The sequence below is a fragment of the Spirillospora sp. NPDC047418 genome, assembly GCF_040643275.1.
Taxonomy (GTDB): Bacteria; Actinomycetota; Actinomycetes; order Streptosporangiales; family Streptosporangiaceae; genus Spirillospora.
In genome coordinates this window covers 22,512-44,455 of record NZ_JBEYTW010000060.1, presented here as the reverse complement: position 1 = coordinate 44,455, position 21,944 = coordinate 22,512, and the positions used below count along the sequence as shown (strand labels likewise).

General features: G+C 71.9%; 22 protein-coding genes. 13 read left to right on the top strand and 9 right to left on the bottom strand.

Translation table 11 applies throughout. From position 1 onward, the window contains the following. Positions 1–11: 11 nt before the first annotated feature. On the bottom strand, positions 12–206 hold the full coding sequence (locus ABZ806_RS30120; protein ID WP_500220799.1) for a hypothetical protein: 195 nt from the start codon (positions 204–206) through the stop codon (positions 12–14). A 1,060-nt stretch (positions 207–1,266) separates the two neighbouring features. Here ABZ806_RS30120 and ABZ806_RS30115 point away from each other — a divergent pair. From ABZ806_RS30115 to ABZ806_RS30100, 4 genes are all read left to right on the top strand, one after another. Further along, positions 1,267–3,045 (top strand): PLP-dependent aminotransferase family protein, encoded by a 1,779-nt coding sequence (locus tag ABZ806_RS30115; protein WP_500220798.1) that lies wholly within the window; start codon positions 1,267–1,269, stop codon positions 3,043–3,045. A gap of 43 nt (positions 3,046–3,088) precedes the next feature. After that, entirely contained in the window at positions 3,089–3,235 is a 147-nt protein-coding gene (locus ABZ806_RS30110; RefSeq protein WP_500220797.1) for a hypothetical protein, read from the top strand. A 264-nt stretch (positions 3,236–3,499) separates the two neighbouring features. After that, positions 3,500–4,294, top strand: coding sequence for a GON domain-containing protein (locus ABZ806_RS30105; protein ID WP_500220796.1), 795 nt, complete (start codon positions 3,500–3,502; stop codon positions 4,292–4,294). A 102-nt stretch (positions 4,295–4,396) separates the two neighbouring features. Further along, the gene (locus ABZ806_RS30100; RefSeq protein ID WP_500220795.1) at positions 4,397–4,735 is read left to right on the top strand and encodes a TraR/DksA family transcriptional regulator; all 339 of its coding nucleotides are present in this window, start codon (positions 4,397–4,399) and stop codon (positions 4,733–4,735) included. 103 nt (positions 4,736–4,838) lie between these two features. On the opposite strand, the gene ABZ806_RS30095 is transcribed toward ABZ806_RS30100, so the two are convergent. Beyond that, positions 4,839–5,063 carry a hypothetical protein gene (locus ABZ806_RS30095; RefSeq protein WP_163056736.1) on the bottom strand — a complete coding sequence of 75 codons (225 nt, stop codon included), beginning with the start codon at positions 5,061–5,063 and terminating at the stop codon, positions 4,839–4,841. Positions 5,064–5,230: 167 nt separating this feature from the next. On the opposite strand from ABZ806_RS30095, the gene ABZ806_RS30090 reads away from it, so the two are divergent. From ABZ806_RS30090 to ABZ806_RS30070, 5 genes are all read left to right on the top strand, one after another. Continuing rightward, entirely contained in the window at positions 5,231–5,563 is a 333-nt protein-coding gene (locus ABZ806_RS30090; RefSeq protein WP_500220794.1) for an ArsR/SmtB family transcription factor, read from the top strand. Beyond that, complete coding sequence (locus ABZ806_RS30085; RefSeq protein WP_500220793.1) at positions 5,560–6,030, top strand: SRPBCC domain-containing protein; 471 nt, start codon at positions 5,560–5,562, stop codon at positions 6,028–6,030. Before ABZ806_RS30090 ends, ABZ806_RS30085 begins: the two co-directional genes overlap by 4 nt. A 94-nt stretch (positions 6,031–6,124) precedes the next feature. Beyond that, positions 6,125–6,460, top strand: coding sequence for a dihydrofolate reductase family protein (locus tag ABZ806_RS30080; RefSeq protein WP_500220792.1), 336 nt, complete (start codon positions 6,125–6,127; stop codon positions 6,458–6,460). Between the two features lie 112 nt (positions 6,461–6,572). Continuing rightward, the gene (locus ABZ806_RS30075) at positions 6,573–7,235 is read left to right on the top strand and encodes a response regulator transcription factor (RefSeq protein WP_500220791.1); all 663 of its coding nucleotides are present in this window, start codon (positions 6,573–6,575) and stop codon (positions 7,233–7,235) included. After that, entirely contained in the window at positions 7,232–8,377 is a 1,146-nt protein-coding gene (locus ABZ806_RS30070; protein ID WP_500220790.1) for a sensor histidine kinase, read from the top strand. Before ABZ806_RS30075 ends, ABZ806_RS30070 begins: the two co-directional genes overlap by 4 nt. A 4-nt stretch (positions 8,378–8,381) precedes the next feature. Here ABZ806_RS30070 and ABZ806_RS30065 read toward each other — a convergent pair whose 3' ends face one another. Then, positions 8,382–10,661 (bottom strand): FtsX-like permease family protein, encoded by a 2,280-nt coding sequence (locus ABZ806_RS30065; RefSeq protein ID WP_500220789.1) that lies wholly within the window; start codon positions 10,659–10,661, stop codon positions 8,382–8,384. Continuing rightward, positions 10,658–11,353 (bottom strand): ABC transporter ATP-binding protein, encoded by a 696-nt coding sequence (locus ABZ806_RS30060; protein ID WP_500220788.1) that lies wholly within the window; start codon positions 11,351–11,353, stop codon positions 10,658–10,660. The genes ABZ806_RS30065 and ABZ806_RS30060 overlap by 4 nt, the downstream gene beginning before the upstream one ends. A gap of 211 nt (positions 11,354–11,564) precedes the next feature. Here ABZ806_RS30060 and ABZ806_RS30055 point away from each other — a divergent pair, with 211 nt between their 5' ends. From ABZ806_RS30055 to ABZ806_RS30045, 3 genes are all read left to right on the top strand, one after another. Further along, a complete protein-coding gene (locus tag ABZ806_RS30055) occupies positions 11,565–13,664 on the top strand; it encodes a restriction endonuclease (protein ID WP_500220787.1) in 2,100 nt (699 codons plus the stop codon). Positions 13,665–13,928: 264 nt separating this feature from the next. Continuing rightward, a complete protein-coding gene (locus tag ABZ806_RS30050; RefSeq protein WP_500220786.1) occupies positions 13,929–15,302 on the top strand; it encodes an FAD-binding oxidoreductase in 1,374 nt (457 codons plus the stop codon). A gap of 15 nt (positions 15,303–15,317) precedes the next feature. Then, complete coding sequence (locus tag ABZ806_RS30045; RefSeq protein ID WP_500220785.1) at positions 15,318–16,859, top strand: acetolactate synthase large subunit; 1,542 nt, start codon at positions 15,318–15,320, stop codon at positions 16,857–16,859. A gap of 63 nt (positions 16,860–16,922) precedes the next feature. Here the strand turns inward: ABZ806_RS30045 and ABZ806_RS30040 are convergent, their stop codons facing one another. After that, the gene (locus tag ABZ806_RS30040) at positions 16,923–18,065 is read right to left on the bottom strand and encodes an acyl-CoA dehydrogenase family protein (RefSeq protein WP_500220784.1); all 1,143 of its coding nucleotides are present in this window, start codon (positions 18,063–18,065) and stop codon (positions 16,923–16,925) included. 78 nt (positions 18,066–18,143) lie between these two features. Here ABZ806_RS30040 and ABZ806_RS30035 point away from each other — a divergent pair, with 78 nt between their 5' ends. Continuing rightward, complete coding sequence (locus tag ABZ806_RS30035) at positions 18,144–18,845, top strand: MerR family transcriptional regulator (RefSeq protein ID WP_500220783.1); 702 nt, start codon at positions 18,144–18,146, stop codon at positions 18,843–18,845. Between the two features lie 28 nt (positions 18,846–18,873). Here ABZ806_RS30035 and ABZ806_RS30030 read toward each other — a convergent pair whose 3' ends face one another. The 4 genes from ABZ806_RS30030 to ABZ806_RS30015 form a co-directional block, all read right to left on the bottom strand. Then, the gene (locus ABZ806_RS30030; RefSeq protein WP_500220808.1) at positions 18,874–20,397 is read right to left on the bottom strand and encodes a polyamine aminopropyltransferase; all 1,524 of its coding nucleotides are present in this window, start codon (positions 20,395–20,397) and stop codon (positions 18,874–18,876) included. Between the two features lie 161 nt (positions 20,398–20,558). After that, entirely contained in the window at positions 20,559–21,002 is a 444-nt protein-coding gene (locus ABZ806_RS30025) for a DUF350 domain-containing protein (RefSeq protein ID WP_500220782.1), read from the bottom strand. Positions 21,003–21,012: 10 nt separating this feature from the next. Beyond that, positions 21,013–21,447, bottom strand: a complete 435-nt coding sequence (locus tag ABZ806_RS30020; RefSeq protein WP_500220781.1) for a DUF4247 domain-containing protein — start codon at positions 21,445–21,447, stop codon at positions 21,013–21,015. Then, positions 21,444–21,944 carry a DUF2617 family protein gene (locus tag ABZ806_RS30015; protein WP_500220780.1) on the bottom strand — a complete coding sequence of 167 codons (501 nt, stop codon included), beginning with the start codon at positions 21,942–21,944 and terminating at the stop codon, positions 21,444–21,446. The genes ABZ806_RS30020 and ABZ806_RS30015 overlap by 4 nt, the downstream gene beginning before the upstream one ends.

Genomic DNA, 21,944 nt, shown 5'->3' with positions numbered 1-21,944 from the left:
CGGCCTCGCGGTCATTCGGCGGCGAGCGCCCGCTCCAGGATGTAGCGCGGGATCTCCACGGCGGCCTCACCGGGCGGCAGTGAAATCTCCGCCCGCTCCGGGTCGACGACGAACCCCTGCACCACGATCGTCTTGTTCTCCGTCTCGTACACCGCGGGACACGGACCGTTGCCGCAGCCCGAACCGCCGATCAGCCTGAGTGTCATGACGCGGACCTCGCCTTGCCGATATGTATCTGTACGGTCTATATATATCGGCCGAATAGGAGCGTCAAGCGGCTTCTCATGGAAAGTATTTGCCGCAAGGACCGCATGACGGATTTTATCGGTCCATAACTAGTCTAATCGCAGCTCATACGGCACACGGGTGGAATTCAAGCACTCATCTGATGATCACTGGGCAACTCTGACCGGATACGGACGCGTCCTCCCCATCTTGGGTGCCGAGCCGTGGTCGGCGAGGGGTCGGGCGGTCGGTGGGTGTGTCCGGGTGTGCAGGGTTGGCATCAGCTTGCGCACATCTGCGGGTAAATCCGCTCTGACTAGGGTCAACGTACCGGAGATTCTGCGATTCGCCGCCGCCAATGACGGTCGTCCGGGGCTGGCGGGGGGACGCGGCGGCGGGGAAGCCTGATGGGCGGGAACGCGACCACGCGACTCTCCTGCCTGCACGGATGAGGGAAGCCATGAAGACCGAGGTATCGGCGCGGACGCACGTCGATGTGCGTCCGCAGGCCGAGTTCATGGAACGGCTGTGGCGGAACCTGGCGGGTCTCGTGAAAATACCGAGCCACGCCGGGAATCCGGCCGGTCTTCACGCCGCCCGCATTCATGCCAACGGAGAAAAAGGTCGGCGGCGACCGCCGGATGTACGGCCGCGGCGCCGCCGACGACAGATCCGGGGTGTGCATGCACCTGGCCATGCTGCGGTTGTTCGGGGCCTCCGCGGCGGGCAAGGCCGACCACCGCTTCACCGCCGATCTGATCGTGGTGGCCGACACCGGGAACGTCCGGCGCGGGCCGGCGCCGGACGCGTTCATGGCCCTCGTCTCGCGCACGCGGGGCGGGGCGGTGCGATACCGCTGGCCAGCGCGTTCTGGGTCGCCAATCCGAAGGCGGACATCCTGCTGTGGGGGTGCGAAGAGCCCACGTGCGCCATTCACGCGCCCAACGAGAGCGTCGGCTTCGCCGAGCTCCGGTCGATGACGACGGCGGAGGCGCTGCTGCTGAAGAAGACCGGTACGAACGCCCGAGGAGGGGACCCGCGATGACGCAGACCGTCGGCAGGCAGGCCGTCGAGTACACCGAACGCTCCTGGCAGGACGGCGCCAGGCCCGGCCAGCAGGTGTGGGGCGAGCCGCCGCCGTTCGCCCCGGACCCGCACGACTTCGTCCTGGACGGCCACGGGGTGCCGCCGGACCGGCGCGACACGGTGCTGCGCCGCCTGGCCGCCTACCTGGCGGACCGCCGCGACCGGATGATCGGCTACCAGGTCACCGAGGACATGGACGCCTATCAGCGGGACATCGGGCAGTTCCTCACCAGCCACATCAACAACATCGGCGACCCGTTCCAGGACGGCGGCTACAAGGTCAACTCCAAGGTCGTCGAGCAGGCCGTGCTGTCCTACCTCGCGCGGCTCTGGCACGGCGCCCCCTACGACCCGGCGAACAAGGAGTCGTGCTGGGGATACGTGCTGAGCATGGGCTCCACCGAGGGCAACATGTACGCGCTGTGGAACGCCCGCGACTACCTTTCCGGCAAGCGGCTGCTCGGTGAGGCCGAGGGCGCCGGCAAGCACTCGATGCGCTACGCGGCTCCCTCGGAGGCGCCCGCGAACCCGAACGCGTACTCGCCGGTGATCTTCTACTCGGAGGACACCCACTACTCGTTCGCCAAGGCGGTCCGGGTCCTGGACCTGCCGACGTTCAGCGAGCTGGGACGCGCCGCGTACCCCGACGACTGCCCGCTCGGCGGCCCCTGGCCGGACGAGGTGCCGTCCGCCCTGCCGTCCGGGGCGAACCCCGACGAGCGGTACCCATCGTTCGGGCCCGGCTGCATCGACGTCGACAAGCTGGCGGCACTGGTCGAGTTCTTCGCCGCCAAGGGCCACCCGTGCATCGTCAGCCTGAACTTCGGCAGCACGTACAAGGGCGCCTACGACGACGTGCGGGCCGTCAGCGACCGGCTGCTGCCGATCTTCGCCGAGCACGGGCTGCTGGAGCGCCGGGTGCCCTACGGCGAGGGCGACCACGACGTCCGGCGCGGGTTCTGGATCCATGTGGACGGGGCCCTCGGCGCCGCGTACGTCCCGTTCCTGGCCAAGGCCGCGCACGATCCGCGCTACGAGTACGAGCCGGACGTGCCCGTCCCCGAGTTCGACTTCGCGCTGACGTCCTCGGTGCCCGGCAAGGACCCGGTGGACATGGTGTCGTCCATCGTGTTCAGCGGCCACAAGTGGATGGGCACCCCGTGGCCGTGCGGCGCGTTCATGACCAAGATCAAGTACCAGATGCAGCCGCCGGACAACCCCGAGTACATCGGATCGCTGGACACCACGTTCGCCGGCTCCCGCAACGGCCTGTCGCCGATCGTCCTGTGGGACCACATCGCCCAGCACCCCGACGACCGGCAGATCGCGCTCAGCACCCACTCCCAGCGCATGGCCGCCTACCTGGTCGAGAAGCTGACCCGGCTGGAGCAGCGCCTCGACTTCGGCCCCGGCGGCCTCTGGATCGACCGCACCCCGCTGGCGATCACCGTCCGGTTCCGCCGCCCGAACCCGGCCATCGTGGCGAAGTGGTCGCTGTCCACGGTCACCATGAAGATGCGGCCGGACGACCACGAGCCGCGCTACCTCGCCCATATCTTCCTGATGCCGTCGGTGACCGAGGAGAAGATCGACGCCTTCATCGCCGACCTGCACGCGGCCGACGCCTTCGACCTGAACGCGGCCGTCCCGATGGAACTGGCCATGCCCACGCAGACGTTCGACGGCGGGGTGCTGACCGGCGAGTCCCCCTACGCCGACCGCGGCTTCGCCTGACGCCGCCCGCCGGATCGGCGGGCCGGCGGGGCTGACGGCGGCGGTGGAACTCGGGCGGCGCTGCCCGTCTCCTGGTCGGGGCGGCACCGGCCTGCTGGACAGCTACGAGCCCGAACGCCGCCCCGGCGCCCGGCTCCCGCACGCGTGGCTGCCCGACGGGATCCTGGACGGCGTCCGCGGCGCCGTCTAGAGCAGCGGGTTCCGGCGGGTTCCGGGGCGGCATCGCGGCCGCCGATTCACCGGCAGGATACGGCTTTAACGGAGATTATCCATATTTGTCGGCGGAACTTTCTCACCGATCAGTTCGGTTATCGTTCCGCGATATTGCCCGGAACATTCGGATGGCTGTTGGCTTGCGGATGCCCGTTCTCCATCCCTACCCACGGGGGAATTCATGGCGAAATTGCCGGTCCGGACGTCTGCCGTAATCGCGGCCGTGTGCGCCGCGGTGCCGATGGCAGCGGCGGTTCCCGCCCATGCCCAGCAGCCGGGCCTCCTGCCCGCCACCTGCCAGGAGGTGCACGAGCGGATCCCGATCGCGCCGAACGGCACCTACCTGCTGGTCAACGGCGGCCGGCTCTTCACGGTGTACTGCGCCGGGATGAAGAGCGCGCCCAGCGAGTACATCACCCTCGCGAAGACCGGCCAGTCCGCGAACTTCTCGCAGTACACCGCGGGCGGCGCCTCCCCCGGCACGAACGTCCGGACCGCGTTCACCCGGCTGCGCGTCGACCCCGCCGCGTTCACCGTGGACATCGGCGACCTGACCTACGCCTCGTCCACCGGTTCCCTGAGCCACGCCGGATCGGACACCGTGGCGAGCATGCCCTACGCCGTCGCCATGTCGTGCACAGGTACCCCGGACAGCCTGGCCAACATCGACCTGCAGGGGACGGCGCTCCGCGTGGACAACCCCTTCGCCCTGGGCGGCGCCGGTCCCACCGGGACGGCGACCGTGAGCCCGGACGGCCAGGTCGCCGACCTCACCGGCGGCGGCTTCTGCGGCTGGAACATGCCGACCCCGGTGCGGTACAACCCGTACAACCCGTCGCCGGGCATGCCCAACCTCAAACTGGCCTGCACGAAGCCGAGCATCGTGGGCACCAGCGTCTGCGTCGACCTCGGCACCACGGCCAGAAGCACGCCGCTGGTCGAAAAGCAGGGCGGCCGGCGCGCGGTACGCCTGCGCCCCGGCGCCCGCCCGATCGCGGTGCTGGACGCCTACGGACGGATCAGGTCCGCGAACTGAACTGCGCACAACCCGGCGGCCGCCTTGCACACACCATGCGCAGGGCGGTCGCCGCCCGACCGCCACGGAATTCGGCCCGGCTTGACGGGCGTTGAACTCCAGATGACCACGGCAGAGGAACGCCTGATCACGGCTCGTACCGGCACGCTGGACCTCATCGCATCGCTGAACGGCGACTGGGACGGCGTCGTCGAGGCGTCGAGCCAGACCGGCGTGGACGACGAGCACGACCCGGAAGGCGCCACCATCGCCTTCGAGCGCGCCCGGATCGACGCGTCCTTGCAGCGGGCCCGCGCGCAGCTGGCCGACATCGACGACGCGCTGCGCCGGCTCCGCGACGGCACCTACGGCGCCTGCGAACACTGCGGCGGCCCGATCGCGACGGAACGGCTGGCCGCCCGGCCCGCCGCCCGCACCTGCATCACCTGCGCCGCCCGCTGACCCGGTCGCGGTGCGCGATGCGGCGGCCGGACGGTGAGTGCGGACGTGGTGCCGGTGGCGCCCCGCCCGGGCCGACGTCCCCCGGGCGGGACGAAGTGCCGTGTCAGAGGCGCTGCTTGAGGAGTTCCTTGCCCTGTTCGGCGCCCTTGCGGCTCTCCCCCTGCGCGCGGCGGAAGAAGTCGGCGAGTTCGACGTCCCCGTCACGCTGGGCGTCCTCGATGTAGGTGTCGAGCCGGAGAGCGTTGCTCAGGCACTGCTCGACGAACCAAGTGATGTTGTAGTCCTTGTCCTTGGTACCTGTGACGTGACCGGTCTCCTGGACAGGCATGTTTCCTCCCCGATTGTGCTTGTTCTCCGCCGCGTACCCCCTATGTCCGAAGCCACACGGCCAACCGCGGGCTGATGGACCGCCCGCGGGAATGCGAGACAACTCGCACCCCCTCTCCGATACTTAGCCCTTGCACTAACTGTCGTTGAGCGGCAATACTTAGCCGCATGGCACAGTATTCGGCGGAGTTGGACGGGGTGTTCTTGGCGCTCGCCGATCCGACCCGGCGGGCCGTGGTGCGGCGGCTCGGGAGCGGACCCGTGAGCGTCGGAGATCTCGCGCGCGAGTTCCCGATGACGCTGCCGTCGTTCATGAAGCACGTGCGGACGCTCGAATCCACCGGGCTCGTCCAGACGGCCAAAGCGGGGCGGGTGCGCACATGCACGCTCAACCGGGAAAGGCTCCTGCTCCTGGACGACTGGCTCGCGGAGCAGCGGCGGATCTGGGAGGAGCGCACCGACCGCCTCGAACAGTTCGTCACCGACGTGGAGGACCGATGAACCCTGACCTTGATCTTGCGCTGGAGCGGGTCATCCGCGCGCCGCGCGCGACCGTGTGGAGCGCCTGGACCGACCCGGCGCAACTGGAGCGGTGGTGGGTGCCAGCTCCCAGCCGGTGCCGGGTGGAACGGCTCGAGCTGCGGGCCGGCGGGGCGTTCGTCACCCGGTTGAGCGACGGGGGCGCCTTCGGGCCGCACCTTGATGCCTGCTTCCTCGACGTCGAGGAGCGGCGGCGGATCGTGTTCACCAATGCGATCGACAGCACGTGGCGGCCCGCGCGGCCCGCACCGGTCGCGATGACGGCGACGGTCACGCTGGACGACCATCCGGAGGGGACGGCGTACCGGATGCTGGTCCGGCACGGGGACCCGGAAGCCCGGGCACGGCACGACAAGCTCGGCTTCGCCGACGGGTGGGGCACGGTCGCCGCGCAACTCGCCGCGCTCACGGAGGGGGCGGCATCGTGAAGGTCACCGTGAGCCACTTCGTCACGCTCGACGGGGTCGGCCAGGGGCCCGGGTCGCCGGACGAGGACACCAGCGGCGGCTTCACCCGCGGTGGGTGGCTCGTCCCGCACATCGACGGGACGTTCGTCCAGCGCACCTCCGACTGGCTCGGCCTCGCCGACGGGCTGCTCCTCGGACGGCGCACCTACGAGGCCTTCGCGCGCGACTGGCCGACGCACTGCTGGCGGCGGGCCTGGTCGACGCGCTCCGCCTTGTCATCGCGCCCACCGTGCTCCGGACCGGCCGGCGCCTGCTCGACGGCTCGGGGGCCGCGTCCGGTCTGCGACTCGTCCGCCATGAGGCGACGGCGAAGGGGCTGCTGCTGCTCGAATACGAGACCGCCGGGCTCGCGCCGCAGGCCGAGTACGAGGGCGTCGCCGCATTCGTCTGACATGCCGGCACGCGCCACCGGCGTGTTGGTCGCCCGCCTCGACGGCCCTCCTCGTCCGCCTCGCGGAGGGCCGTTAACCGCGGCCTTATCGCCCTTCTGCGGGAATGGGAGGATGCGGATACTCGTGGCCGAGGACGAGCGGTTCCTCGCCGATCTGGTCGCGGAAGGGCTGCGGAAGCGGGCGATGGCCGTGGACGTCGCCTACGACGGGGACGGGGCGCTGGAGCGGCTCGCGGTCAACGACTACGACGTCCTCGTCCTGGACCGCGACCTGCCGGGCGTGCACGGCGACGCCATCTGCCGGGAGCTGGCGCAGCGGGGCGCGGCGGTCCGCATCCTGATGCTGACCGCGTCGGGCGCGGTGCACGAGCGGGTCGACGGGCTGAACCTGGGCGCGGACGACTACCTCGCCAAGCCGTTCGCGTTCGACGAGCTGGTGGCGCGGGTGACCGCGCTGGCCCGGCGGAACGTCCCGCCGCTGCCGCCGGTGCTGGAGCACGGCGGGATCACCCTCGACACGGCGCGGCGGGAGGCGTTCCGGGACGGACGTCCCGTGCCGTTGTCCCGCAAGGAGTACGCGGTGCTGGAGGTGCTGATGCAGGCGCGCGGCACGCTCGTCAGCACCGAGGCGCTGCTGGAGCGGGCGTGGGACGAGAACACCGACCCGTTCACGACGGTGGTCAAGGTGACGATGAGCAAGCTGCGGGCGAAGCTCGGCGAGCCGGCCGTCATCGTCACCGTGCCGGGAAGCGGGTACCGGCTGTGCGGCCGATGACGGTCCGGGCGCGGATGACGCTGCTCTACGGCGGCCTCTTCACCGTGATCACCCTCGGGGTGCTCGGCGCGGTGCTGTGGATCCAGAAGGAGATCGTCAGCCGGCAGGTGCAGGACGCCCCGTTCAACGTCGCGGTCGCGTGCGAGCGGCGTCCCGGGGGCCCGCCGTGCCCGGCGGCGCCGTTCGATCCGCAGCCGCCCCGCCCGGTCGAGGGCACCAAGCGGCCCGTCGGGCCGGAGCAGTTCCAGGAGAGCCTGGTCGGGTCGCAGCGGCTCGTCATCCTGGTCGCCCTCGTGGTGATCGTCGTGCTGGCGTTCGCGGTGTCGTGGTGGCTGACCGGGCGGCTGCTGCGGCCGCTGCATCGGATCACCGGCACCGCGCGCCGGCTGTCGCTGTCCACGCTGCACGAGCGCATCGCGCTGGACGGCCGGCCGGACGAGCTGAAGCAGCTCGCCGACACCTTCGACGCCATGCTCGACCGGCTGGAACGGGCGGTCGACAGCCAGCGGCGGTTCGTCGCCAACGCCTCGCACGAGCTGCGCACCCCGCTCGCCGTCCAGCGCACCGCCATCGAGGTGGGCCTGGCCGACCCGTCGCCGGAGCGGCTCGCGGAGGTCCGGGACGAGATGCTGCGGAACACCCGGCGGTCCGAGCGGCTGATCGAGGGGCTGCTCGTCCTCGCCCAGGGCGAGCGGGGGCTCGACCGCCGCACCCCGGTCGATCTCGGAACCGTCGTCGGGCAGGTCGTCGCGGACAACCTGGCGCTCGCCGAGCGCGCGGAGGTCACCGTCAGCGCCGGCACGCGGCCCGTCACGGTCGCGGGCGACGAGGTGCTGCTGACCCGGATGGTCGCGAACCTGGTGCAGAACGCGATCCGGCACAACCGTCCCGGCGGGGGCGTCGTGATCGAGCTGTCGCAGGAGGCGCTGGTCGTCCGCAACACCGGGCCCGTCGTGCCGCCCGAGCGGGTGGACGAGCTGTTCGAGCCGTTCCGGAGGCTGGCCGGCGACCGGACCGGGTCGGACGGCGGCGCGGGCCTCGGCCTGTCGATCGTCGCCGCGATCGTCCATGCCCATGACGGCACGGTGAGGGCCACGGCCAACGCGGACGGCGGACTGTCCGTGGCCGTGGCCCTCCCGTGAACGGTCACTCGCTGCGGAGCACGGCGGCGGTGCGGACGGCGGCGGCCCGGACGGCGGGGGCCCACGCGCCGAGGACGGCGACCAGCAGCCCGGCGCAGGCGGGCGGAAGCAGCAGCGTCCAGGTGTAGACGTGGATCCACGACCTGGCCATCCCGCTGCCGATCATGTTGCCGGTGAGCACCACGACGCCGTGGTGGGCGGGCACCCCGAGCAGTGCGCCGAGCACGCCGCCGGCGACCCCGAGGGCGGCCATCGACGTCACCATCAACAGGACGACCTGCCGCGGCGTCGTCCCGATGGCCTTGAGGACGCCGAGGTCCCGGCTGCGCTCCCGGGCGTTCAGCAGCACGCTGTTCAGCACGCCGAGCCCCGCCGCCGTGCAGATGATCAGCGAGAACAGGGCGAACAGGCCGCCGAAGACGGCGCCGTTGCCCATGTCGGACTCGCTGACCTCGGCGAACACACCCGTCCCCGCCTCGTTGATCCGGGCGGCGTAGGCGGCCGGATCCGTGCCCGGTTTCACGATCACCGCGAAGGACGGAAGCCGGGTCGCGTCTCCGGCGCCCGGCAGGGTCGCGGCGTCGAGCATGAGGCGGTCGGTGTCGGAGTGCGCGAACGCGCCCACGATCCGCGCCGTGGCCTGCGTGTTCTCCGCCCGAAGGGTGAGCGTGTCGCCGACGTCCAGGTCGTGGAGCCGCATGAACGCCTCAGTCGGCACCACCTCGCCCGCTCCCGTGAACCAGCGTCCCCGGACGAGGTTGTCGCCGAGGAAGGCCCGGTAGTCGCCGCTGTAGGTCTCGGCCGTCAGGCCCGAGGGAAGCCCGGGGACCCGCACGGCCACGGCACCGGACGACATCACATGGGCGGTCCCTGGTTGCGCCCGCACCAGCGCCGCCACCTGCCGCTCGCTCATGCCGCCGCCGGCGCGCGGATCGACGCCCACCTGGACGGACGTGTGCCCCTCGGTGTCCGCCGTGAGGATCTTCGTGACCGTCTGCTGGAGCCCCAACCCCATGGTCACCGCGGTCACGCCCAGGCAGAGGCCCGCGAGCGTGAGCGCCGTCCTGCCGGGACGGGCGACGGGCAGGCCCAGGCCGAGCCCGACCGGGACGGGCAGCCGGGTGCGGGCCAGCCACTTCTGCACGCCCCGGCCCCGGCCGCCGCGCGACACCGTCCCGGCGCTGATCGCCTGCACCGCCGGGAGCCGTCCGGCCCGCAGCGCCGGTAGGACGGCGGCCAGCACCACCATGGCCAGGACGCCGCCGCACGCGGCCACGTCCACCAGGGGGCCGACTCCCCCGGCGGACGGCAGTTGGAAGCCCTCCGCCAGGTTCGCCGCGACCCGGGCCGCGAGCAGATGGCCGCCGAGCAGGCCCGCCGCGCACCCGAGCAGCGCCGGCACCGTGACCATCACGACGTAGACGCCGGTCACCTGCGCCGGGGTGAAGCCGAGCGCCTTCATGACGCCGATGTTCCGGAACCCGGAGACGACCGCGCCGCTGACGACGTTCGCGATGATGAACACCGACACCGCCATGGCGAGCGCCCCGAAGACCGTGATGAACGGGATCAGCTCGTCGAACTTCTCCTCGAAGGCCCGCTTCGCGGTCACGTAGGAGTCGTAGCCCCGCATCGGCACCCCGGCGGTCGCCGCGGTCAGGCTCCGCCTGACCTCCGCCGCGTCGCCCGACCGGTCGAACCGGTACAGCATCCGCAGCCCTTCCGGGTGGAGCGCGCCGATCTGGGCGGGCGCCACCCAGCCGCCGGGCCCGTCCGTCGCCGAGGCGGCGAACCCGACGACGGTGAGCACCGGAAGCCCTGGCGGTGCCACGGTGGCGCCGATCCGCATCGGACCGGCCGGCCGTCCCCGCAGCACGATCTCACCGGCCGCACGGACCCATCGCCCCGACGTGACCGTCAACCGGTCGACGGGGCCGCCGGGATCGGCGCGTCCGGCGACGAGGAGGCCGCCGTCTCCGCCGTGCATGCCCGGGGACATCGGCAGCACCGCCGTCCGGAAGGGCCCCGCGGCGGCAGTGACACCGGACGCGTGCGCGGTCGCGGCGACCTGCCCGGCGCTCACCGTCCCGGCGTCGAACGAGGCCGCCGCGTGCGCGCCGCGCGCCTGCGCGAACGCGTCGTCGAACAGCGACGTCGAGGCGGCGAGCAGCCCCAGCCCGAACACGAGCGTCGCCGTGGACAGCGCGACGACGACGGCGATGCTGACCGCCTGCACCCGGCGCCGCCGCACCCCGGCCCGCGACGCCGCCCAGACCGCGCTCACCGCGCGCCCCTCTGCGGCTCGGCCTCCCGGACGATCCCGCCGTCGCGGAACTCGACCAGCCGCGTCGCGCACCGGGCCGCGAGCCGCTCGTCGTGGGTGACCAGCAGCAGCGTCTGCCCCTTCCGGTTGAGGTCGAGCAGCAGGTCGACGACCTGGTCGCCGGTCGCGCTGTCGAGGGCGCCGGTCGGCTCGTCCGCGAGCAGCAGCGCCGGCCGGTTCATCAGCGCCCGCGCCACCCCGACCCGCTGCCGCTCCCCACCGCTCAGCACCGCCGGGTAGGCGCCCCGGCGGCCGGCGACGCCGAGCTCGTCCAGCAGCTCCAGCGCCCGCGCCGTGCGCGCCGGGACGCCGGCGAGCCGGCCGGCGAGCGCCACGTTCTCCAGCGCGGGCAGGTCGTCGAGGAGGTTGAAGAACTGGAAGACCATCCCGATCCGGCGGCGCCGGAACCGGGCCAGCGCCGCCTCGCCCATCCGGGTGACGTCCGTGCCGTCCACCTCCACCGTCCCGGACGCGGGCCGGTCCAGGCCCGCGACCATGTTGAGCAGCGTCGACTTCCCGCTGCCGGACGGCCCCATCACCGCGACGGCCTCCCCCGCGCGGATCTCCAGGCTCACCCCGTCCAGCGCGGCGACATCGCCGAACACCTTGCGCACGGCGCTGAGCCGTACGACCTTGTCCTCAGATGCGTTCACGCCGCCAACCTGGCACCCGCGAGGTTTCCGCGCGGTGAGCATTCTGTGGACGGCATTCATATGAACTCGTGAGGGCGCAGCATTTCCCTGCGCGGTTCCCCCGTGTGACCGGTATCGGCCTGACAACCCTGATCAGGTAAGAGTTTCTCTCCACCGTCCGACGGCGTGCCTAATGTGGACGGCAAGAGCGGGTCGTCGACGGGTGGGGGAAATGGCGAGGCGTCAGGGCTTCATGGCCGCGGTCGCGCAGATGCAGCGCGAGGCCGAGCGTGCGGCTGCCGCACGGCGACGGGCGGACGCGGCCGCCCAACGGGAGGCGGCACGGGCCCAGGCAGCCTACGAACGTGCGCGCGCCGCCGACGAGAAGGAGCGGAAACGCCTCTACGCCGAGTCCCGATCGGCCGAGGTGGCGGCGATGAACGAAAGCCTCGCACTGCGGCTGGAGGACCTGGACTCCATCCTGGTCTCGGGGCTTCACACCGACACCCGGTTCAAGCTCGACCGGCTCAAGGAGAAGGCGGACATCGTGCCGTTCGATCCCGGCCCGGCGGGCATCCCGGAACCGGCGCCACGCCCCGAGGCATTCCTGCCGCCCCCGCCGACTGGCCTGTCGAGGCTTGTCAACGGAGCACGGCATGAGGAGCAGGTCCGCCAGGGGCAGATGAACTACCAGCGGGCCTGTGCCGAACACGCTCAGCGGGAGCAGGCCCGGCAGGCAGCGCTGGGCCGCCTACAGCACGAGCACGCGCAGCGGGTGAGTGAGGCGAGGGAACGGGCTCGACGCCAGCACGCTGAGGTCGAGGCGTTCAAACAGGAACTCGCCGATGGACGGCCCGACACGGTCGTCGCCTACTTCGGCCTGGTCTTGAACACCGTCTCCTACCCGGACGGCTTCCCAGCACAGTGGCAGATGGCGTACGTTCCCGAGTCCGCACAACTCGTAGTGGAGTACGAACTGCCGACCATCGACGTTGTCCCGAAGGTCAAGGCCCACAGATACGTCAAGACCTCCGACTCCGTCACCGAGACCAATCGACCCGCCACGCAGGTCAAGGCCCAGTACACATCCGTCGTCAGCCAGGTGGCCTTGCGCGTGGTCCGGGACCTCTTCAAGGGCGACGCCCCCGGTCACGTATCGACCATCGTCTTCAATGGCATGGTCAGCACCGTTGACGCGGCGACGGGACGGCCCGTCCGTCCGTGCCTGCTGACGCTGCGGACGACCAAGGAGACATTCGCCGAACTCGACCTCGCCCGGGTCGACCCGGCCGCGTGCCTGAAACACCTCGGCGCGGGGGTCTCCCGGAACACCGCCGAACTCGCGCCCGTGCGCCCGGTGCTGGAGTTCAGCATGGTCGACCCGCGGTTCGTCGAGGAGAGCGACGTCCTCGGCGACCTGGACGATCGGCCGAACCTGCTCGACATGAGCCCGACCGAGTTCGAGGGGCTGATCCAGAACCTGTTCACCCGGATGGGACTGGAGTCACGGCAGACCAGACCGTCCCGGGACGGCGGTGTCGACTGCGTCGCCTACGACCCACGGCCGATCATGGGCGGCAAGGTCGTGATCCAGGCGAAGCGCTACCGGAACACCGTCGGGGTCTCGGCGGTCCGCGACCTCTACGGGACGCTGCAGAACGAGGGCGCGTCCAAGGGCATCCTCGTCACGACCAGCGGCTACGGACAGGCGTCCTTCGACTTTGCGAAGAACAAGCCAATCGAACTGCTGGACGGGGCGAACCTGCTCTACCTCCTCAAAGAGCACGCGGGGGTGGACGCCCGTATCGAGGCGCCGGACGGCTGGCGCGACCCCGCCCTCGACAGGGCGGACTCCGCCGCCCCCGCGAGCCCGCTCCGCGCCGGTGAGAACGTCAAGCTCTCTTCCCCGACGCTCACCTGTGCCTTCACGCTGCCCTCGACCGACCACGATCCGTGCGTCCTGCTTCTGGGAACCGACCGCAAAGTCCGGTCGGACGCCGACTTCGTCTTCTACAACCAACCGGTTTCGGCGGACGGCGCGATCAACCTGGACACCGCGACCCACCAGGTGCAGGTGGACCTGGCCGGTCTGGCCACCGATGTGTCGACCGTCCTGCTGGTGACGAGCGGGCAGCCCGGCTCCGTGAGGCTCACGGTGACGGAGCAGAACGGCACAGCCCATTCGCTGACATCGGATGCCACGACCGAGACCGTATTGATCTGCGCCGAGATCTACCGCCGGCAAGGTGGCTGGCGGCTGCGCGCCGTGGGCCAGGGCTACGCGGACGGCCTGGCCGGTCTGGCCCGGGACCACGGCGTCATCGTCGAATAGCCCCGCCGGCACGCCTGTCTCCCGTCATGCGTCCGTGCGCGCGGTGCGATCTTTCTCAGGCAGCGGTGCACCCATGGTCTTGCGTACGGAGGCGAGCCGTACGACCTTGTCCTCAGATGCGTTCACGCCGCCAACCTGGCACCCGCGAGGTTTCCGCGCGGTGAGCGCCGGGACCTTCGGCCCGCGGATCGGGGTCGGAGGTCACCCGGCCGCCGGTGGGCGGCGGGGTCAGACTTGGCCGGGCGGGGCAGCTGGAGGGAAGCCATGGCGGATGTCCGGACGGCGCTGGCGGAGGTCGTCGGCGAGGAGCAGGTGCTGTCGGGCGACGCGGTGCCGCCGGAGTACGGGCGGGACGAGTCGCTCGGCGTCGCGGGCGTGCGGCCCGGCCTGGTGGTGCGGCCGGCGGACGCCGGGCAGGTCGCGGCCGTGCTGGGAGTGGCCGGTGAGCACGGGCTGCCGGTGACGGCGCGCGGGTCGGGGACGGGGCTGTCCGGTGCGGCCGTGCCGCGCCCCGGCGGGCTCGTGGTGTCGTTCGAGCGGATGAACCGGATCCTGGAGATCGACACGGACGGGCAGGTCGCGGTCGTGCAGCCCGGCGTCACGCTCGCGGAACTGGACGAGGCGACGGCCGCGCACGGGCTCGTGTACCCGATCTTCCCGGGCGAGGGGAGCGCCAGCATCGGCGGGACGGTCGCGACCAACGCCGGCGGCATGCACGCGGTGAAGGAGGGGGTGACGCGGCACCACGTCCTCGGGCTGGAGGCGGTGCTCGCGAGCGGAGAGGTGATCCGGACGGGCGGGCGGTATGTGAAGACGTCCACCGGATACGACCTGACGCAGCTCATCGTGGGGTCGGAGGGCACGCTCGCCCTGGTGACCGAGGTGACGCTGCGGCTGCGGCCCCGGCTGCCGCACAGGGCCGGGGTGCTGGCGCCGTTCCCCGGCACGGAGGCGGTCACGGCGGCCGTGCCCCGGCTGACGGGCGGCGGGCTCGACCCGCTCGTGCTGGAGTACGTCGACCTCCTCGCCATGGCGGCGATCACGCAGAACGCCGGGCTGGACCTCGGGGTGCCGCAGGAGATCCAGGACGCCGCCGGCGCCTACCTGCTGGTCATGCTGGAGAACCGTTCGGCGGACCGGCTGGACGAGGACGTCCAGACGCTCGGCGAGCAGTTGGCGGAGCTGGGCGCCGCCGACGTCTACGTCCTCACCGGCGAACCGCTGCGCAAGCTGGTCACCGCGCGGGAGGGGGCGTTCTGGGCGGCGCGGAACGCCGGGGCGAACGCGATCGTGGACGCCGTCGTCCCGCGCGCCGCGCTGGCCCGGTTCTTCGCCGCCGTCCCGGAGATCGCCGGGCGGCACGGCGCGCTGGTCGGCGGGTGCGGCCACGCCGGCGACGGCAACGTGCATCTGTCGGTGTTCCAGCCCGACGAGGACGCCCTGGCGAAGGTCATGGACGAACTCCTCGCCGCGGCGGCCGAGCTGGGTGGGACGATCAGCGGGGAGCACGGCATCGGACGGGAGAAGATCCGCCACTTCCTCGCCCTGGAGGACCCGGCGAAGGTGGCGCTGATGCGGCGGATCAAGACATCCTTCGACCCGGACGGAATACTCAATCCGGGCGTTCTATTCGGCTGAGATGGAGAGATGCTCATGAACGGCGCGCAGGCGATGGTGCGCACGCTGGCGGACGCCGGCGTCGGCGTGTGGTTCGCCAATCCGGGCACGTCCGAGCTGCACCTGGTGGCGGCGCTGGACGGCGAGCCGCGCACGCGGGGCGTGCTGTGCCTGTTCGAGGGCGTCGCGACGGGCGCGGCCGACGGGTACGGGCGGATGGCGCCGGACCCGGCCGCCGTCCTGCTGCACCTCGGTCCCGGGCTCGGGAACGGGCTCGCTAACCTGCACAACGCGCGGCGGGCCGGCACGCCGGTCGTCAACATCATCGGCGACCACGCGACGAGCCATGAGCGGTTCGACGCGCCGCTCCAGTCGGACATCGCGGCGGTGGCCGGGTCGGTGTCGGCCTGGCTGCGGCGACCGGTGGACGTGGCGGAGGCGGGCAAGGCGGCGGCCGAGGCCGTCGCGGCGGCGCGGGCCGCGGGCGTCGCCACGCTGATCGTGCCCGCCGACGTCGCCTGGTCGGACGGCGGCGACGTGGCACCGGAACCGCCCGGTCTCCCCCGCGACCCGGTCGCGGAGGGCGCGCTCGATCCGGCCGCCGCCGCGCTGCACAGCGGCGAACCCTGCATCGTGCTGATCGGCGGGGACGCGACCCGGCGTGACGGGCTGGAGGCCGCCGGGCGCATCGCGGCGGCGACCGGGGCGCGGGTGCTGTGCGAGACGTTCCCGGCGCGGCTGGAGCGCGGCGCCGGCCTCCCGGCGGTGGAGCGGCTCGCCTACCTGGGCGAGATGGCGGCGGCGCAGCTCGACGGTGCCCGGCACATCATCCTGGCGGGCGCGCGGCGTCCGGTGACGTTCTTCGCCTATCCCGGCAAGCCGGGCGACCTGGTGCCCGACGGCTGCCAGGTGCACGACCTCGGCGCCGGCGCGCTCGCCGAACTCGCCGACGCGGTCGCGCAGGACGCGACCCCGGCGCTGCAGGTCGCGTCCCGGCCGGACGTCCCGACCGGGGCGCTCACCGGGGAGACCGCCGCCGCCGTCATCGGCGCGCTGCTGCCCGAGGGCGCGATCGTCTCCGACGAGGCGAACACGTCCGGGCTGTGGCTTCCGGGCGCCACCGCGGGCGCGCCGCCGCACGACTGGCTGTCGCTGACCGGCGGCGCGATCGGCCAGGGCCTGCCCGTCGCGACCGGCGCCGCGGTCGCCTGCCCGGACCGCCCCGTCGTCTGCCTGGAGGCCGACGGCAGCGCCATGTACACGCTGTCCGCGCTGTGGACGCAGGCCCGCGAGGGGCTCGACGTCACGACCGTCGTGTTCAACAACGGCTCCTACGCGATCCTGTCGATGGAGACGACGCGGGTCGGCGCCGTCCCGGCACCGCCCGAGGCGGGGACCATCACCCGCGACATGGTCGACCTGTCGCGCCCGGCGCTCGACTTCGTCGCGATGGCGTCCGGGATGGGCGTCCCGGCGTCCCGCGCGCACACCGCCGAGGAACTCGCCGACCAGTTCGGCAAGGCGCTTGCCGAACCGGGCCCGCACCTCATCGAGGCGGTCGTCCCGCCGCTCGGCTGATCCGGTCCGTCCTCCCGGCCGGGGTCTCGTCCGGCCGGGAGGACGGGCGGGAGGACGGGCGGGTCAGACACCGAGGCCGCGGCCGATGATCTCCTTCATGATCTCGGTGGTGCCGCCGAAGATCGTCTGGATGCGGACGTCCTGGTAGGCCTTCGCGATCGGGTACTCGGTCATGTAGCCGTAGCCGCCGTGGAGCTGGACGCAGCGGTCGACGACCCGCTTGAGCAGCTCGGTGTTCCACCACTTGAGCATCGCGGCCTCGTCGGCGGTGAGCTTGCCCTCGCTCTCCTTGAGGATGCACTCGTCGGTGAAGGAGCGGGCGATGGTCAGCTCCGTCTTCATCTCGGCGAGCGTGAAGCGGTTGTGCTGGAACTTGCCGATCGGGCGGCCGAACGCCTCGCGCGTCTTGCAGTACTCCAGGGTCTGCTCGAACGCGTCCTCGGCGGCGGCCATCGCGGTCGCGCCGATGGACAGCCGCTCGCGGGCCAGGTTCGTCATCAGGTAGATGAAGCCCATGCCCTCCTCGCCGAGGAGGTTCGCCTTCGGGACGCGGACGTTGTCGAAGAACAGCTCGGCGGTGTCCTGCGCGTGCATGCCGACCTTGTCGAGGTTGCGGCCGCGCTCGAAGCCCGCCATGCCGCGCTCGACGGCGAGGAGGCTGACGCCCTTCGCCCCGGCGGACGGGTCGGTCTTCGCGACGACGATGACGAGGTCGGCGAGGATGCCGTTGGAGATGAACGTCTTCGACCCGTTCAGGACGTAGTCGTCGCTGTCCTTGACCGCGGTGGTCTTGATGCCCTGCAGGTCGGACCCGGCGGCGGGCTCGGTCATCGCGATCGCCGTGATGATCTCACCGGAGCAGTAGCCGGGGAACCAGCGGGCCTTCTGCTCGTCCGTGCACAGCTGGCGCAGGTAGCCGCCGTTGATGTCGTTGTGGACGGCGAAGCCGGGGCCGTGGATGCCGGCCTTCGCCAGCTCCTCGTTGAAGATCACGTAGTAGCGGTAGTCGTCGTTGCCGCCGCCCCCGTGCTCCTCCGGCATGTCGATGCCGAGCAGGCCCGCGCGGCCGGCCGCCAGCCACACCTCGCGGGAGACGATGCCGTCCCTCTCCCACTGCTCGTGGTGCGGGGCGGCCTCCTTCGCGATGAAGGAGCGCACCATGTCGCGGAAGGCGTCGTGCTCGCCCGTGTAGATGTCCCGTCCCATCCGGCGGTCTCCCTCTAGTAAGTGCGTGCTGATACAGGGTTAATGTAACACTGGCGCTGTCACATAGAGGGAGGCGGGATGGAGCTCACCGTGGACGAGCTGGCCTCGCGCGCCGGGGTCACCGTCCGGACCGTGCGGTTCTACGCCGGGCGCGGCCTGCTCCCCCCGCCGCGGCTGCGCGGGCGCACCGGGCTCTACGGCCCCGACCACCTCGCGCGGCTCGAACTCGTCCGGGAACTCCAGTCGCTCGGCCTCACCCTCGCCTCCATCGAGAAGCACCTCCAGAAGATTCCCCTGGACGCCCCCGCCGAAGACCTCGCGCTCCAGCGGGCGCTGCTGTCGCCGTGGGCGCCCGAGCAGCCCGAGGACCTCGACCGGCGTGAACTCGACCGGCGGGCCGGCCGGCGCCTCGACGACGAGACCATCGACCGGCTGGCGGCCCTCGGCGTCATCGAGCGGACGTCGGACGACGTCATCCGGGTCATCAGCCCGGCGCTGCTCGGCATCAGCGCCGAACTGGCCGAGCTGCCGATGCCGCTGGCCACCCTGATCGCGTCCCATGAGGCCGTCGACCGGCACACGACCGCGCTGGCCGCCGAACTCCAGCAGGTCTTCCAGGACACCGTCGTCCGCCCCTACCGGGAGGGCGGGCGGGCGCCGCAGGAGCGCGAGCAGCTCATGGAGATGGCGGGGAAGCTGAAGCCGCTGATGATCCAGTCGCTGGTCACGTCGTTCCAGCGGGCCGTCGACAAGGCCATCCGCCGCTCCGTGCCGGACTGACGGGCCGGTGGGTCAGCCGGTCAGCCGGTCAGGAGTTCTTCCACTCCTCGCCCTCGTACTCGACGAGGCGCGGGTGGACGAGCGTGTTGACCTCGACGTCCCGGTGCCGGCGGTCCTTGGGGAACACCGTCGACGCCTGCAGAACGGCACTGTCGAGAAAGCGGAGGTCGGGGACGTCGGGCGCGAGCCTGAGCGCCGGCGCCTGCTTGCCGGGGGACGCCAGGACGAACCCCCAGTCGCCGAAGCTCGGCACGTCCACGTGGTACGGCGACACCGCGAAACCGGCCGCCGCGATCGACTTCTCGATGCTCCAGAACGACTTGGGCGCGAAGTACGGCGACCCCGACTGGACGACCATCCGCCCGCCCGGCGCGAGGATCCGCTTCACCATCCCGTAGAACTCGACCGAGTACAGCTTGGCGGTGGACACGTCGTCCGGGTCGGGCATGTCCACGATGACCGCGTCGAACTGCTCGCGCAGGCCGCGCAGCCACGAGAACGCGTCGGCGGCCACCGTCGTCACGCGCGGGTCCTCGAACGAGCGGTGGTTCAGCGACACGATGGGCTCGTAGGTGCGGGCCAGGTGCAGCATCTCCGGGTCGAGCTCGACCAGCGTCGCGCTCCGGACGTCCTTGTAGCGCAGCACCTCGCGCAGCGCCAGCCCGTCCCCGCCGCCGAGGATCAGCACCCGGCCGTGCGGGCCCGACATCAGCGGGTGCACGAGCGACTCGTGGTACCGGTACTCGTCCACCGACGAGAACTGCAGGTCGCCGTTGAGGAACAGCCGCAGGTCGGACGGCCCGAGCCCGGCCTGCCGCGTGATGACGATCTCCTGGTACTTCGTCCGCTGGGAGACCGCGATCGGGTCGCTGTAGAGCGCCTGCCGCGCCGACACCTCGAACCGGTCGGCCAGCGCGTACGTCCCGCCGAGGACGCCGAGGACCGCGACCATGCCGAGCGCCAGCGCCGCCCGCGCGACGCGTCCGACCTCGCGGCGGAACAGCCACAGCACGACCGCCATCCCGGCGACCGCGTTCACGGCGCCGACCAGCAGCGCGCCCTTGATGTGCCCGAACGCCGGCAGCAGCAGGAACGGGAAGGCGAGCCCGCCGACCAGCGCGCCCACGTAGTCGGCGGCGAACAGGTCGGCGACCGCCGACCCCGCGTCCTGCCTCCTGATCCGCTGCAGCAGCGTCATCAGCAGCGGGATCTCCGCGCCGATCAGCGCGCCGACCGCGAACGCCACCGCGACCAGCCCGGGGACGTACAGGTCGAGCCACGCGAACGCCGCGTACAGCGCGAGGACCGACACGCCGCCGATCAGCGCGAGCGCGCCCTCGACGACCGCGAACGCCACGACCGCGCGGCTCTGCAGCGGCTTCGCGGCGAGCGACCCGACGCCCATCGCGAACACCATCACCGACAGGACGATCGACGCCTGCGTGACCGAGTTCCCGACGAGGTAGCTGCCGAGCGCGACCAGCGCCAGCTCGTACACCAGCCCGCACGCCGCGCAGGTGAACACGGCCGCGAGGACCAGCGTGCGGGCCAGCCGGGCGGGGACGCGCAGCCTCCCCGGACCGTCCGCCTGGAACGGTTCCGGGGAGGACGGCCGCACCGCCTGGTCGACGGCCCCGCCCGCTGCCCCGTCAGCAGCCCCGTCGACGGCCTCGTCCACGGCTCGGCCGCCGGGCCGGTCTGCTTCGCGGGACGTCAGGAGACCGCCCCGGCCACGATCGCGGCGACGCCGAGGTCGGCCGCGGCGACGACCCACCCGGCCGGGTGGATGCCGGTGCCGATGCCGGTGCCGTCCGTGCCGACGAGCGTCGCGCCGAGCTTGCCCGGCGTGATCACGTCCAGCAGCAGGAACGCGATCACCATGAGCACGATGCCGCACGCGCCGAACACGGCGGTGTCGATCAGCCCGTCGCCGAGGTCGCTGTCACTGGTGATGATCGCCGTGAAGACGATGCCGCCGATGCCGAACAGCTTGACCGCGAGCAGCAGCGCGGCGCCGCGGTTGCCCTCGGTCCAGATCTGCTTGCCGAGCCGGCCGGGCGTCGTCACCTCCACCACCAGGTAGCCGAGCGCCATCAGCGCGATGCCGACCGCCCCGTAGGCGAACGTCGCACCGACCTCGTTCAGGATGTCGTTCATGTGTCGCTCCTCATTTGCCCGACCCCGGGCCGCCGCCCCGGAACGACGCGGCGCCTCTGCTGTTCCATCCGTTGCTGCCGGGACTCGCCCAGTGCCCGCCGATGTGGGAGTAGTAGCGGTTGTAGCCGCTGCGGGGCCTGTCGACGGTGATCCGGCTTCCGGCGCCGTTCGGCAGGACGCCGACGACGAGTTTCGGGTAGCGCAGGAAGATGCCGCCCGCCGCTCCCTTGGTCGCCATGTCGTTCACCCGGTCGATCGGCTTGAACTTGCGGCTGATCTCCGAGGCGACCGTCCCGGGGGCCTTGGAGGACCGGTAGGTGTCCGACCCCATCCGGGTGTACTTGTCGCCGATCCACGACGACTGCGACTGCCCGCAGGCGCCGAGGGCCATCGTGGTCAGCGCGGCGGCGGCGACCGCCCCCACCGTCCGTCTCCTGCTGCTCATGAGGGTCTCACCAACCGGCTCCGCGTCATCACGATCTCCCGGGTCTGGGGGTAGGCGTGCCAGGTCCGCCAGCCGAACCCGGGTTCTTGCGTCTCTTCCAGGGCCAGTGCGGTGACGGCGTGCGGGGAGCCGGGGAACGCCCCGGTCAGCGCGTCACCGCGGTCGGCGAGCCGCGCGCACACGGCCTCGACGGCGCGGGCGAACGCCGTCCCGTCGCTGTGCGCGGCGGTCGTCGCGGCGAAGTCGTAGGCCCAGCCGGGCACGTTCACGGCGGCGCGTCCCGGCAGCGGCTCGGCCCGGTCGGCCAGGCACGCCACCGTCTCGCTCAGCGGACCGGCGATGACCTGGTGGGACGCGCCGAGCAGGCGCATCTGCACGGTCAGGCCCGCCCGCTCCACCGGCAGGACGGCGAGGGCCGCCAGCGGCGGCAGGCCGAGCGCGAAGGAGAGCCCGTCGGCGCGCGCGTCCGCGTAGGGGGTGTCGAGGGTGGCGCGCAA

Bases quoted from the DNA above. Each gene is read 5' to 3' on its own strand.
- ABZ806_RS30070 (WP_500220790.1), top strand. From the start codon at position 7,232: ATGACGGTCCGGGCGCGGATGACGCTGCTCTACGGCGGCCTCTTCACC.
- ABZ806_RS30020 (WP_500220781.1), bottom strand. From the start codon at position 21,447: ATGAGCAGCAGGAGACGGACGGTGGGGGCGGTCGCCGCCGCCGCGCTG.
- ABZ806_RS30095 (WP_163056736.1), bottom strand. From the start codon at position 5,063: ATGCCTGTCCAGGAGACCGGTCACGTCACAGGTACCAAGGACAAGGAC.
- ABZ806_RS30100 (WP_500220795.1), top strand. From the start codon at position 4,397: ATGACCACGGCAGAGGAACGCCTGATCACGGCTCGTACCGGCACGCTG.
- ABZ806_RS30105 (WP_500220796.1), top strand. From the start codon at position 3,500: ATGGCAGCGGCGGTTCCCGCCCATGCCCAGCAGCCGGGCCTCCTGCCC.
- ABZ806_RS30075 (WP_500220791.1), top strand. From the start codon at position 6,573: ATGCGGATACTCGTGGCCGAGGACGAGCGGTTCCTCGCCGATCTGGTC.
- ABZ806_RS30040 (WP_500220784.1), bottom strand. From the start codon at position 18,065: ATGGGACGGGACATCTACACGGGCGAGCACGACGCCTTCCGCGACATG.
- ABZ806_RS30090 (WP_500220794.1), top strand. From the start codon at position 5,231: ATGGCACAGTATTCGGCGGAGTTGGACGGGGTGTTCTTGGCGCTCGCC.
- ABZ806_RS30025 (WP_500220782.1), bottom strand. From the start codon at position 21,002: ATGAACGACATCCTGAACGAGGTCGGTGCGACGTTCGCCTACGGGGCG.
- ABZ806_RS30085 (WP_500220793.1), top strand. From the start codon at position 5,560: ATGAACCCTGACCTTGATCTTGCGCTGGAGCGGGTCATCCGCGCGCCG.
- ABZ806_RS30035 (WP_500220783.1), top strand. From the start codon at position 18,144: ATGGAGCTCACCGTGGACGAGCTGGCCTCGCGCGCCGGGGTCACCGTC.
- ABZ806_RS30120 (WP_500220799.1), bottom strand. From the start codon at position 206: ATGACACTCAGGCTGATCGGCGGTTCGGGCTGCGGCAACGGTCCGTGT.
- ABZ806_RS30115 (WP_500220798.1), top strand. From the start codon at position 1,267: ATGACGCAGACCGTCGGCAGGCAGGCCGTCGAGTACACCGAACGCTCC.
- ABZ806_RS30045 (WP_500220785.1), top strand. From the start codon at position 15,318: ATGAACGGCGCGCAGGCGATGGTGCGCACGCTGGCGGACGCCGGCGTC.
- ABZ806_RS30050 (WP_500220786.1), top strand. From the start codon at position 13,929: ATGGCGGATGTCCGGACGGCGCTGGCGGAGGTCGTCGGCGAGGAGCAG.
- ABZ806_RS30055 (WP_500220787.1), top strand. From the start codon at position 11,565: ATGGCGAGGCGTCAGGGCTTCATGGCCGCGGTCGCGCAGATGCAGCGC.